The sequence below is a fragment of the Streptomyces sp. CB02414 genome (assembly GCF_001905385.1).
GTDB lineage: Bacteria > Actinomycetota > Actinomycetes > Streptomycetales > Streptomycetaceae > Streptomyces.
In genome coordinates, this window is record NZ_LIPF01000001.1 from 1,279,472 (window position 1) to 1,293,884 (window position 14,413).

At 72.3% G+C, this 14,413-nt stretch carries 3 protein-coding genes; all 3 read left to right on the top strand.

The window, feature by feature from the left end; all coding sequences use genetic code 11:
* Positions 1-39: 39 nt before the first annotated feature.
* The 3 genes from AMK11_RS05790 (at position 40) to AMK11_RS05800 (ending at position 14,178) form a co-directional block, all read left to right on the top strand.
* Complete coding sequence (locus AMK11_RS05790) at positions 40-255, top strand: MbtH family protein (RefSeq protein ID WP_073723702.1); 216 nt, start codon at positions 40-42, stop codon at positions 253-255.
* Positions 256-355: 100 nt separating this feature from the next.
* Positions 356-11,338, top strand: a complete 10,983-nt coding sequence (locus tag AMK11_RS05795; protein WP_073723704.1) for a non-ribosomal peptide synthetase — start codon at positions 356-358, stop codon at positions 11,336-11,338.
* Complete coding sequence (locus AMK11_RS05800; RefSeq protein WP_073723706.1) at positions 11,335-14,178, top strand: non-ribosomal peptide synthetase; 2,844 nt, start codon at positions 11,335-11,337, stop codon at positions 14,176-14,178. Before AMK11_RS05795 ends, AMK11_RS05800 begins: the two co-directional genes overlap by 4 nt.
* Positions 14,179-14,413: the final 235 nt, after the last annotated feature.

Genomic DNA, 14,413 nt, shown 5'->3' on the forward strand with positions numbered 1-14,413 from the left:
GAGGCTGGGCGAGCATCCGACCACCGAAGGGACACCGTCATGGCTGACGAGCAGACCGACCACCGCACCTACCGGGTCGTCCGGAACGACGAGGAGCAGTACTCGATCTGGGACGCGGCCCGGGAACTGCCGGACGGCTGGCAGGCCGAGGGCACCGAGGGCTCCAGGCAGGACTGCCTCCAGCGGATCGAGGAGGTCTGGACGGACCTGCGGCCGGCCAGTCTGCGCCGGCGCATGGAGCAGGCCGGCGCCTGACCGCGCCGCACGGCCCGAGGTGCCGGCCGCATCACGCCGCACCACGCAGGCACCACACGAGACACGTCGTACGGAACGAAGGTCGGGAGGGGCGCTCAGCATGACCACGGGCGAAGTCCGCACGGGCGGACGGGTCGACAGCGAAGGAACGGCCGACGGTGGCGGATCCGTCGATGACGGCGGATCGGTCGGCGGCGGCGGATCGGTCGACAGCAGGCGTGAGGAGCTGGTGCGGGCCAGGCTCGCCGGGGGCCGCGGCGGCCGGCGGGCCGCCGTCACCCCCGTCGACCGCGACGGCCCGCTCGCCCTCTCCCACGGGCAGCAGCAGATGTGGTTCCTCAGCCGGCTCGACCCGGACAGCTGGGAGTACAGCGTCCCCGTGGCGCTGCGGCTGCGCGGCCGGCTCTCCGCCGAGCCACTGCGCCGGGGCTTCGAGGAGCTGGTGGCCCGCCACGAGATCCTGCGCACCCGCTACGCCCTCGACGGCACCGACCCGGTCCAGCTGATCGACCCTCCCGGCCGGTTCGACCTCCCCGTCGACGACCTCACCGGCACCGGCAGCCCCGCCGAGCGCGAGGAGCGGGCCCGCCGGCTGGCCGAGGCCGAACCGGGCCGCCCGTTCGACCTGGCCGACGGCGCCCCGCTGCGGGCGCGGCTGATCCGCGTCGCGGAGGACGACCACCTGCTGGTCGTCGTCTTCCACCACGTGGCCTGCGACGAGTGGTCCGTGGGGCTGTTCCTCGGCGAACTGGCCGCACTCTACGAGGCGTTCGGCCGCGACGAGCCCTCGCCGCTCGCCCCGCTCCCCGTGCAGTACGCCGACTACGCGGCCTGGCAGCGCCGCCGCCTCGGCTCCGGGGAACTCGACCGGCAGCTCGACCACTGGCGGGACCGGCTCGCCGGCCTCACCCCGCTGGAGGTGCCGACCGACCGTCGGCGCCCCTCCACCCGGTCCTACGCCGGGGACGCGGTCCCCGTCCACCTGCCGGCCCCGCTGGCCGGCACGCTGCGCGACCTGGGCGCCGAGCACGGAGCCACCCTCTTCCACACCCTCCTGGCCGGCTATCAGGGCCTGCTCTCGCGCTACACCGGCCGCGACGACATCGCCGTGGGCACCGTGGTCTCCGGCCGCGACCGGCCCGAGCTGGAAGGGCTCATCGGCTACGGCATCAACACCCTGGTCCTGCGCGGCCGGTGGCAGGGCGACCCGACCTTCAGGCAGCTCCTCACCGGCGCCCGGGAGACCGTCCTGGACGCCTTCGACCACCAGGAGTACCCCTTCGCCCGGCTCGTCGACGAGCTGGCCCCGGCACGGGACATGTCCCGCACCCCGCTGTGCCAGGTCGCGTTCACCATGCACCGCGAACGCACCACCGGCTTCGCCCTGCCCGGCGTCGACACCGAGCCCCTGACCGCCACCTCCCGGGTCTCCCGCTTCGACCTCACCCTCCAGCTCCGCGAGGCCGACGACGGCTCCGTCACCGGCACCCTGGAGTACAGCACCGCCCTCTACGACCGGGCTACCGTCGAGCGCCTCGCCCGCCACCTGCGACGGCTCCTGGCGTCCGCCGCGGCCGACCCCGACCGGCCCCTGTCCCGCCTGGACATGCTCGACGAGGCCGACCTCGCCGTGCTGCTGCCCGAGGTCCACACCTTCGACGCGCCCACCCGCTGCGTCCACCAGCTCGTCGAGGAACGCGCCGCCGCCACCCCCGACGCCGTCGCCGTGGTCTGCGGCACCGAAAGCCTCACCTACGCCGAGCTGAACACCCGCGCCAACCGCCTCGCCCACCATCTGCGCTCCCTCGGCGCCGCCCCCGGCCGCCTCGTCGCCGTCGCCCTCGACCGCGGCCCGCACCTGGTGCCCGCCCTGCTCGGCGTCCTCAAGTCCGGTGCCGGCTACCTGCCGCTGGACCCCGAGCACCCCGCCGACCGCATCGCCTACACGCTCCGCGACGCGGGCGCCGACCTCGTCGTCACCTCCACCGGGCACACCGCCCACCTGCGCGACGCCGCCGAGGGCCGGCTCGTCGTCCTCGACGACCCGGCCGAGGCCGCCGCGCTGGCCGCGGCCCCCAGCCACGACCCGGACTCCGGCGTCACCCCCGGCGACCTGATCTACACGATCTACACCTCCGGCTCCACCGGCCGGCCCAAGGGCGTCGGTCTCAGCCACACCAACGTGCTGCGCCTGTTCACCGCCACCGAGGAGCACTTCGGTTTCGGCGAGCACGACGTGTGGACGCTGTTCCACTCGTACGCCTTCGACATGTCGGTGTGGGAGATCTGGGGCGCCCTCGCCCACGGCGGCCGGCTCGTCGTCGTACCGCCGGACGTCTCCCGGTCCCCGGAGGACTTCCTGCGCCTGCTCGCCGAGCAGCAGGTCACCGTCCTCAACCAGACCCCGTCCGCCTTCCGCAGCCTGGTCTCCCTGGCCGCCGAGGGCCACCCCCTGATCGGCGACCTCGCCGTCCGCGTGGTCTCGTTCGGCGGCGAGCGGCTCGACATCCCCGCCCTGCGCCCCTGGGTGGAGCGCCGCGGCCTGGACGTCACCGCCATCGCCAACCTCTACGGCATCACCGAGACCTGCGTCCACACCACCTTCCACCTCGTCACCGAGGCCGACCTGGACGCCGAGACCGGCAACCCGGTCGGCGTGCCGCTGCGCGACCTCCAGGTCCACCTGCTCGGCCCGCACGGCGAACTCGTGCCCGTCGGCGTGCCCGGCGAGATCCACGTCGGCGGTCCCGGCGTCGCCCTCATGTACCTCGGCCGCCCCGCCCTCACCGCCGAACGTTTCGTGCCCGACCCGTACGGCACCCCCGGCACCCGCCTCTACCGCAGCGGCGACCTCGCCTCCCGGCGTCCCGACGGCAGCCTCGACTACCTGGGCCGCATCGACCACCAGGTCAAGATCCGCGGTCACCGCATCGAACTCGGCGAGATCAAGGCCGCGCTCACCACGCATCCCCGGGTCCGCGACGCCGTGGTCGTCGCCCGCGAGGACACCCCCGGCGACCGCCGCCTCATCGCCTACGTCGTGCCCACCGGCGACGCCGTCGCCGCGCCCAGCGAACTGCGCGCCCTGCTCGCCCGTACGCTGCCCGACTACATGATCCCGGCCGCGTTCCTCGTCGTCGGCCGCATCCCGCTCACCGTCAACGGCAAGCTCGACCAGGCCGCCCTGCCGGCCCCCGACCGCAGCGCCCTCGGCGTCGACGCCGTGCACGTGGCGCCGCGCACGCCCGCCGAGGAGGAGATGGTCGCCGTCTGGCGCGACGTCCTCGGAGTGGAGACCGTGGGCGTCGAGGACAACTTCTTCGACCTGGGCGGCGACTCCCTGCGCGCCGTCGCCCTGGTCGGCGCCCTGCGGGGCAGCGAGTACGACGTCACGGTCCGAGACGTCTTCGAGCACCGGACGCCCGCCGAACTCGTCGCCTTCGTCACCGGCCGCCCCGCGCCCGCCGCCCCCCGGCAGCCCGTCGCGCCCTTCGCCCTGCTCGGCGAGGACGACCGCGGCCGCCTCCCCGAGGGGCTGGTGGACGCCTACCCGCTGGCCCAGGTGCAGCTCGGCATGGTCGTGGAGATGCTCGCCGACGACGGCCGCAACCACTACCACAATTCAACCTGCTTCCGGATTCTCGACGAACGCCCCCTCGACCCGGACGTCCTCCAGCGGACCGTCGACACCGTCCTGGCCCGCCACGAGATCCTCCGGTCCAGTTTCGCCGTCGAGGGCTACTCCCTCCCGCTCCAGCTCGTGCACCCCGCCGCCGACGTGACCTCCCCCGTCGCCGCACGGGACCTCACCGGACTGGACGCCGACGCCGTCGAAGCGTCGCTGCGCGCCTACATGGCCCAGGAGCGCACCCAGCTCTTCGACCTCACCCGCGCCCCGCTGATCCGCTTCACCGGGCACGCCTGCGACGACGGCTCCTGGTGGCTGACCCTCACCGAATGCCACGCCGTCCTCGAAGGATGGAGCCACCACTCCCTCCTGATGGAACTCGTCACCACCTACCACGCACTGCGCGCCGACGAGCCCGTCCCCGACGCGGACATCCCCGACATCCGATACGCGGACTTCGTCGCCGCCGAACTGGAATCCCTCGCCGCCGAGGAGGACCGCGCCTACTGGAGGGGCATCCTCGACGAGCACACGCCCTTCGAGATCCCCTCCGGCCTCGGCGACGATCCGGCCACCACCCCCCGCGGCCTCAACCGCTCCTGGGTCCCCTACCACGACCTGGAGGCCGGCCTGCGCACCCTCGCCACGCAGGCCAAGGTGCCGATCAAGAGCGTCCTGCACGCCGCGCACCTCAAGGTGATGAGTCAGCTCACCCCCGAAGAGGCGTTCTTCACCGGCCTCGTCACCAACGCCCGTCCGGAGGCGGCCGGCGCGGAACGCGTCTACGGCGTGTACCTCAACCCGCTGCCGTTCGCCCACCGGCGCGGCGCCCGCACCTGGCGGGAGCTGGTGCGCCAGGTCTTCGACCAGGAGATCGAGGTCTGGCCGCACCGCCGCTACCCCCTCGGCGCCATGCAGCGCGAACTCACCAACGGCGAGCGCCTCGTCAACGTCCGTTTCAGCTACCAGAACTTCCGCCAGGTCGACCAGGACCTCGTCGACTACCCGGCCACGATCGACGACAGCCCCACCGAGTTCCCGCTCGGCGTCTCCACCCGCGCGGGCTTCATGGTGATCACCGGCCACCGGCACCACTTCGGCCGGGCGGCGGTGGACCGGCTGGCGGCGATGTACCGGGCGGTGCTGGAGTCCATGGCCGCCGACGTGGACGGCGACGCCCGCGAGACCTTCCTGCCGGCCGGCGAACGCGAGCGGGTGCTGACCACCTGGAACGACTCCGGGGTGGCGGTTGCGCAGCGTTCCGTGCCGGAGTTGATCGCCGAGCAGATCGAGCGGCGCCCGGACGCGGTGGCCGCCGAGTCGGACGGTGAGACGGTGTCGTTCGCGGAGCTGGACGCCCGCGCGAATCGTCTGGCCCACCGGCTGCGGGAGGCCGGCGTGGGGCCCGAGTCGTCGGTGGCGGTCCTGCTGGACCGGTCGGCCGACCTGATCGTGGCACTGCTCGCGGTCTGGCGCGCGGGAGCCGGCTACGTCCCCATGGACCCCGTCCTGCCCGCTGGACGCATCGCCGGCATGGTCACGGACGCCGGCGTGCAGGTGGCGGTCACCTCCGCCACGTATGCCGACCGGTTCGAGGTACCGGCGGTGCGGGTCGAGGACGACTACTCGCACCTGCCCCAGTCGGCCCCCGACGTGCCCCTGGACCTGGACTCGGTGGCGTACACCGTGTTCACCTCCGGCTCGACGGGCCGCCCCAAGGGCGTGCAGGTCACCCACCGCAACCTGGTCAATCATGTCGACTGGGCCGTACGGGAACTGACCTCGGCCGGCACCGGCGGCGCACCCGTCTTCTCGTCCGTCGCCTTCGACCTCGTCGTCCCCAACCTCTGGGCACCCCTCGCCGCCGGACAACGCACCTGGCTCCACCACGGCGAACTCACCGAGCTGGGCTCCGCACTGACAGGCGCAGGCCCCTTCTCCTTCATCAAGCTCACGCCCGGCCACCTCGAAGTTCTCTCGGGTCAGGTCAGTGACGAGGAGATCTCCACCCTGGCCGGCAAGGTCGTCGTCGCCGGCGAAGCACTCCCGGGCGCCCTGGTCGAACGCTGGCGCCAGACCCTCGGCGACGAAAAGGTCCTCAACGAGTACGGGCCGACCGAGACCACCGTCGGCACCTGCGTCTTCCCGCTCGCTGAGGCCTTCGACGGCGTCGTACCCATCGGCCGCCCCCTGCCCAACATGACCATGCGCGTCCTGGACACCCAGCTCCAGCCCGTCCCCGTAGGGGCGGTGGGTGAACTCTTCGTCGGCGGCGCCGGCGTGGCCCGCGGCTACGTGGGAGACCCGGCCCGCACCGCGGACAAGTTCGTCCCGGACGTCTACGGCCCGGCGGGCAGCCGGATGTACCGCACCGGAGACCTCGCCCGCTGGCGGCACGACGGAGCCGTCGAATTCCTCGGCCGCATCGACGACCAGGTCAAGATCCGCGGCTACCGCATCGAACTCGGCGAAGTACGCGCCGCACTCGTAGCCCAGCCCGGTGTCACCGACGCGGCAGTCATCGTCTCCGAACAAGACCAACGCCTGATCGCCTACATCGTCGGCGAAACCCCCGACCTGACCGACGCCCTGCCCGAATACATGATCCCGTCCCACTACATACAGCTGGACGCGATCCCCCTCACCGCCAACGGCAAACTCGACCACCGCGCCCTGCCCGACCCCGACGACACCACGACCGACACCTACGTCGCCCCCCGCACCCCCGCCGAAGAACGCATCGCCGCGATCTGGAGCAAGGTGCTCGGCGTCGAACGGATCGGAGTCGAGGACAACTTCTTCGACCTCGGCGGACACTCCATCAAGGCCATCGCCCTGGTCGGCGCCCTGCGCGCCGAAGGCTTCGAAGCCGCCGTACGCGACGTCTTCCAACACCGCACGGTCGCCAACCTCGCCGCCACCCTCACCAACGGCGGCGAAACCACCGACACCCACCAGCCGGTGGAACCGTTCGCCCTCATCGGCGACGAAGACCGCAACCGCCTCCCGGACGGACTCGTCGACGCCTACCCGCTGGCACAGGTCCAGCTCGGCATGCTGGTCGAGATGCTTGCCGACGACGGGCGGAACAAGTACCACAACACGACGACGTTCCGGATCAAGGACGGCCGTCCGTTCGACGTGGACGCCCTCCGTCGCGCCGGACGATCCGTGGTGGAGCGGCACGAGATGCTGAGGGCGTCCTTCGACCTCGACGCCTTCTCGGTGCCTCTTCAGCTGATCCATGCGACGGCGGAACTCCCCGTCACCGTGCTCGATCTCCGTGGCAAGAGCTTCGAGCAGCAGGCCGAGGCACGCCGGGCCCACATAATCACCGAGCGGGCCACCGCCTTCCAGCTCGACCGGGCCCCGCTGCTCCGCGTCTCGGCACTGGTCGAGTCCGACGAGGCATGGTGGCTGTCGGTCAGCGTCTGCCACCCGATCACGGAGGGCTGGAGCCATCGAACCCTCCTCAGCGACATCGTCGAGGGCTACCTGCGCCTGCGCGCCGGCGAGGAGCTGCGCGAGGCCACGGTGCCCGGAGTCCGGTACGCGGACTTCGTCGCTGCGGAGCAGGCGTCCCTCGACTCCGAGGATGACCGCTCCTACTGGCGGGGCCTCCTCACCGACCACGCCAAGTTCGAACTGCCGGCCGGCTGGGGCGACGCCGAGCCCGCCGACCAGGCGGTGACCGTGAAGGTGCCGCTCGCCGATCTCACCACGGCACTGCAGTCCGCGGCACGTACCACGAGCACCTCGCTCAAGGCGGTCCTGCACGCGGCACACCTCAAGGTGATGAGCCAGCTCACGGCCGAGGACTCCTTCTGCACCGGCCTCGTCTCCAGCGGCCGGCCCGAGCTCGAGGGCGCTGAGCGGGTCTACGGCATGTACCTCAACACGGTGCCCTTCGCCTACCGGCGCGGTGCCCGAACCTGGGCCGAACTCATCCACCAGGTCTTCGACCGGGAGACCGAGCTGTGGCCGCACCGCCGCTTCCCCATGCCGGTGATGCAGCGGGAGCTGGGCGACGGTACGCGGCTTCTCGACGTCCGGTTCAGCTACCTCGACCTCTCCGACGCCCAGGCCGACAGCGAGCTCGTCGACGCGGATTCCGGGGACGGCGAGGGCGCCACCGAGTTCGGCCTGGCCGTCGCCGCCCGGGGCAGCGGACTGCTGCTCACCGCGGACCCGGCGGTACTCGGCCGGGCGGCGGTGGACCGGCTGGCGGCGATGTACCGGGCGGTGCTGGAGTCCATGGCCGCCGACGTGGACGGCGACGCCCGCGAGACCTTCCTGCCGGCCGGCGAACGCGAACGAGTACTGACCACCTGGAACGACTCCACGGTGCCGGTACCGCAGCGTTCCGTGCCGGAGTTGATCGCGGAGCAGGTGGAGCGGCGCCCGGACGCGGTGGGGGTGGAGTCGGGCGGTGAGGCGGTGTCGTTCGCGGAGCTGGACGCCCGCGCGAATCGTCTGGCCCACCGGCTGCGGGAGGCCGGCGTGGGGCCCGAGTCGTCAGTGGCGGTCCTGCTGGACCGGTCGGCCGACCTGATCGTGGCACTGCTCGCGGTCTGGCGCGCGGGAGCCGGCTACGTCCCCATGGACCCCGTTCTCCCGGCCGGCCGGATCGCCGGCATGGTCACGGACGCCGGTGTGCAGGTGGCGGTGACGTCCGCCGCGTATGCCGACCGGTTCGAGGTGCCGGCGGTGCGGGTCGAGGACGACTACTCGCACCTGCCCCAGTCGGCCCCCGACGTGCCCCTGGACCTGGACTCGGTCGCCTACACCGTGTTCACCTCCGGCTCGACGGGCCGCCCCAAGGGCGTGCAGGTCACCCACCGCAACCTGGTCAATCATGTCGACTGGGCCGTACGGGAACTGACCTCGGCCGGCACCGGCGGCGCACCCGTCTTCTCGTCCGTCGCCTTCGACCTCGTCGTCCCCAACCTCTGGGCACCCCTCGCCGCCGGACAACGCACCTGGCTCCACCACGGCGAACTCACCGACCTCGGATCGGCCCTGACCAAAACGGGACCCTTCTCCTTCATCAAGCTCACCCCCGGCCACCTCGAAATCCTCTCCAGCCAACTGACAGACGACGAGATCTCCACCCTGGCCGGCAAGGTCGTCGTCGCCGGCGAAGCACTCCCCGGCGCCCTGGTCGAACGCTGGCGCCAGACCCTCGGCGACGAAAAGGTCCTCAACGAATACGGACCCACCGAGACCACCGTCGGCACCTGCGTCTTCCCGCTCGTGGAGGCCTTCGACGGCGTCGTACCCATCGGCCGCCCCCTGCCCAACATGACCATGCGCATCCTGGACACCCACCTCCAGCCCGTCCCCATCGGGGCGGTCGGTGAGCTGTTCGTGGGCGGCAAGGGTGTGGCCCGGGGCTATGCCGGAGACCCGGCCCGCACCGCGAGCCGCTTCCTGCCCGACCCGCACGGCCCGGCGGGCAGCCGGATGTACCGCACCGGAGACCTCGCCCGCTGGCGGCACGACGGAGCCGTCGAATTCCTCGGCCGCATCGACGACCAGGTCAAGATCCGCGGCTACCGCATCGAACTCGGCGAAGTACGCGCCGCACTCGTAGCCCAGCCCGGCACCACCGACGCGGCAGTCATCGTCTCCGAACAGGACCAGCGGCTGATCGCCTACATCGTCGGCGAAACCCCCGACCTCACCGACGCACTGCCCGAATACATGATCCCGTCCCACTACATACAGCTGGACGCGATCCCCCTCACCGCCAACGGCAAACTCGACCACCGCGCCCTGCCCGACCCCGACGACACCACGACCGACACCTACGTCGCCCCCCGCACCCCCGCCGAAGAACGCATCGCCGCGATCTGGAGCAAGGTACTCGGCGTCGAACGGATCGGTGTCGAGGACAACTTTTTCGACCTCGGCGGACACTCCATCAAGGCCATCGCCCTGGTCGGCGCCCTACGCGCCGAAGGCTTCGAAGCCGCCGTACGCGACGTCTTCCAACACCGCACGGTCGCCAACCTCGCCGCCACCCTCACCAACGGCAGCGAAACCACCGACACCCACCAGCCGGTGGAACCGTTCGCCCTCATCGGCGACGAAGACCGCAACCGCCTCCCGGACGGAACCGTCGACGCCTACCCGGTCGCCAAGGTGCAGCTCGGCATGCTGGTCGAGATGCTCGCGGGCGACGGGCTGCACAAGTACCACAACACGGCGACGTTCCGGATCAACGACGGGCGTCCCTTCGACGCCGAGGCCCTGCGTCACGCGGCACGGACCGTGGTGGAGCGGCACGAGATGCTGCGGACCTCCTTCGACCTGGAGGGCTTCTCGGTGCCGTTGCAGGTGGTGCATCCGGCCGCCGAACCGCGGGTCGTGGTGCGGGACCTGCGTGGCACGGACGCCGAGGGGTTCACCGCGGCACGGCAGGAGCACATCGCCGCCGAGCGGGCCGCGCTGTTCGACCTGGACCGGCCGCCACTGCTGCGGTTCGCCGCGTTGGTCGAGTCGGACGAGGCATGGCACCTGGGCTTCACCCACTGCCACGCCATCACGGAGGGCTGGAGCCAGCAGTCGCTGCTGCGGGAGGTCCTCGACCTGTACCAGGCGTACGCGGCCGGCGAAGTGCCCGGTGAACCGGAGCCGGTGGCCGTGCGTTACGCCGACTTCGTCGCCGCCGAGCAGCAGGCCCTCTCCTCCGACGAGGACCGTTCGTACTGGCAGGGCGTCGTCGACGAGTACGCGCCGTGCCGGCTGCCGCAGGAGTGGGGCGCGGGGAACGGCGCTCCGCGCGAGGACTTCAAGCTGTCCGTGGACTTCCGCGACATCGAGCCGGCGCTGCGCGAGCTGGCCCGGTCCACCGACACCTCGTTCAAGGCGGTCCTGCTCGCCACCCACCTGAGGGTGCTCGCCACCGTCACCGGCGAGGACGCCTTCCACACCGGTGTGGTCTACAGCGCCCGCCCCGAGGCGCCAGGCAGCGAACGGGTGTTCGGCATGTACCTGAACACGCTGCCCTTCGCGCACGACCGGACCGCACGCACCTGGCGGGAGCTGGTGCGCCAGGTCTTCGACCGGGAGGCCGAGGTGTATCCGCACCGGCGGTACCCGCTGCCGGCCGTGCAGCAACTGGCGGGCGGAAGGAGGTTGTTCGACGTGATGTACCGGTACCAGGACTTCCACCAGGCCGCCGGCACCGCGGTCGACGTGCAGGCCGGCGCAGGTGACAGCTCGAACGAGTTCACGCTGTCCGTGGCCAATGTGCCCGGCCGGCTGGTGCTGCGCGCGGTGAGCACCGGTCTCGACCGGGCGAACGCCGAGCGAGTGGCGGGGATGTACCGGGCGGTACTGGACGCCATGGCCACCGACCCGGACGGCGACGTGCACGCCTCGCTGCTGTCCGTCACGGAACTGGCCCAGGTATTGGACGACTTCAACGACACCGAGGTGGAGTGGGGATGAGACGCTACGTCCACGAGGTGATCGAGGAGCAGGCCGCGGCCACCCCCGACGCCGTCGCCGTTCAGGTGGGCGGGCACACCGTCACGTACCGGCAGCTCGACGAGCGGGCCAACCGGATCGCCCACCGGCTGCGGGAGGCCGGGGTGGGTCCCGAGTCGGTGGTCGGGGTGCTGCTGCGGCGGAGCCCCGACACCCTGCCGGCCCTGCTCGGCATCTGGAAGGCGGGCGGATCGCATCTGCCGCTGGACACCGCGCTCCCCGCCGAGCGGCTGCGCTACATGCGCGAGACGGCGGGCGCGCGGCTGACGGTGACGCACGGCGGGAGCGCCGCGCTGCTCGGCCCCGGGCAGCAGGGCGAAACCGTCGACCTGGACGCGGAGCGCGAGCGGATCGCGGCCTGTCCGGCGACGCCGCCCGACCGGTCCGCCGACCGTGATCCGGACGATCCCGCGCGTACCCACCGGCTGGCGTACACCCTGTTCACCTCCGGCTCCACGGGGCGCCCCAAGGGCGTGCAGATCGGCCAGTACGCGCTGCTGAACATGTTGTTCTCGATGCGGCGGTGGCACCGTTCGGGGCCGGAGCACCGCTGGCTGGCCATCACCTCGCTCGCCTTCGACGTGTCGACCGCCGAGCTGTACCTCCCCCTGGTCACCGGCGGCCGGGTGGTGCTCGCCGACGACGCGGAGGCCCACGACCCGGTGGCGCAGCTGCGGCTGGTGGAGAGCGCCGGGATCACGCATGTGCAGGCCACCCCGGCCGGCTGGAAACTGCTGCTGGCCGCGGGGATGGACCGGCTGCCGGTCGTGGCGGTCACCACCGGGGAGGAGTGCCCGCCCGGGCTGGCGCGGCGACTCGTCGGCCGGGTCGGCCGGCTGAGCAACCTGTACGGGCCCACGGAGGCCACCGTCTGGTGCACCGGCACCGACCTGGCGCCGGACGCGGAGTCGGTTCCGATCGGCCGGCCGCTGCCCAACTACCGGGCCTACGTACTCGACTCCGGGCTGCGGCCGGTGCCCGTCGGGGTGGCCGGCGAGCTGTACATCGCGGGCGCCGGAGTGGCTCGCGGCTATGTGGGCCGGCCGGGACTCACCGCGGAACGGTTCCTGCCGGAGCCGTACGGCGGTCCGCCCGGCTCCCGCATGTACCGCACCGGGGACCTGGCCAGGTTCCGGTCCGACGGGCAGCTGGACTGCCTCGGGCGCATCGACGACCAGGTCAAGATCCGTGGGTTCCGCATCGAGCTCGGCGAGATCGAGGAGGTGCTGCGCGGCGGACCGGACGTGCACGACGCCGCCGTGGTGGCCCGCGACGACGACCAGGGCGAGAAGTGGCTGGCGGCGTACGTGGTCGGGACGGACGGCGCGGAGCCGGACCCGGCTGCGCTGCGGGACCGGCTGGCCGCCGCCCTGCCCGCGTACATGGTGCCCGCGGCCGTGGTCCCACTGCCGGCGCTGCCGCTGAATCCGGCCGGCAAGGTCGACCGGGCCGCGCTGCCCGTCCCCGGCCGTGCCGCGCTCGCCGGGGACCGCGCCTACGTGGCGCCCCGCGACGCCACCGAACGGCACCTGGTGGAGATCTGCGCGCAGGTGCTGGGCGTGACCGACGTCGGCGTACGGGACCGGCTGCAGGACCTGGGTGCCGACTCCATGCGGATCGTGCACGTGATGGCCGCCGCGCGGCGGGCCGGGCTCGGCCTGACCCTGCGGATGCTGCTGGACAGCGAGACCGTGGAGGACCTGGCGCGGGCCCTCGACGGCGCTCCGGCCGAGGGGGCCGGAGCGGAAGAGACACGAGAAGGCGAGGAATCGGCCATGACGTCGCTGGCTCCGTCGGGCGGGCCCGTCGACCTGCCCCGGACCATGGCCGCGCACCGGGTGCCGGGCGCCGCTGTGGCCCTGCTGCGGGACGGGCACCTGGTGGGTGTGCAGGTGTACGGGGAGCGGTCCGCGGAGACCGGGCTCCCGGTGACGCTGCGCACCCGCTTCCAGGCAGGGTCGATCAGCAAGCAGGTCACCGCGTTCGCCGCCCTGCGTCTCGTCGCCCGCGGCGACCTCGGCCTCGACACGGACCTGGACCGGTATCTGAGCGGGCGGCGAGTGCCCCGCACCGTCGGCGGAGCCGCCGTGACCCTGCGCCACCTGCTGTCGAACACGGCGGGCTTCTCCAGTGCGGCCGCCACCTGGTGGCGGCCCGGGGAGCCGATGCCGAAGCTCGACACCGTGCTCGACGACGTGAGCGCCGAGCACGAACCGGGCACCCTGTTCCGCAAGGCCGGCAGCCAGTGGGCGCTGGCCGAACGGCTCCTGACCGACATCACCGGGCAGGACTTCGCCGACCTGGCGCAGGAGCTGGTCTTCGCACCGCTCGGCATGGCGGACAGCTCTTTCACGCCCCCCGCCGACGGGCTCTCCGCCCGGGACGACTGGGCGGCGGGACACGACCGGCACGGCCGGCCGCTGCTCGACGGCTTCCGGGTGCGGCCGGTACGGGCCGGCAGCGGACTGTGGTCCACCGCCGCCGACCTCGCCCAGCTGGCCGCGGAGATCCGCCAGGCCCACCTGGGCTGCTCCGACCTGCTGCCGGCCGCGCTCGCCACGCAGATGCTCACCGAGGCGTTCCCCGGCAGCTTCTACGGCCTGGGCACGGTCGTCGACGGGTCCCTGGGAGAGGCGGAGTTCGGCCACGGCGGGCAGACCGCGGGGTTCCGCGCGCTGGTCTCGCTGCGGCTGCGTTCCGGCAGCGGCTGCGTGGTGCTGACCAACGGCGAGGGCGGCAAGCACGTGCACAAGGCGGTCGCCGCGTCCCTGGGCCGTGAGCTGACGGTCGACGACGACTGACCGGTGGCGACCGTCCGTTCCCGGACGTTACGGTCGCGCGCCGTGGTGTTACCGAACGGATAACACGAGAATAGGGCTCCCGCATAGCTTCGTGGCGATACATCGACCGCACATGCAAGACGGGGGATGTCGCATGGACTTCCGAGTCCTCGGCCCAGTGGAAGCACACAGGGGCGGACTACACATTCCGCTCTCCGGATCCAAGGTTCACACGGTACTGGCGGCCCTGCTGCTC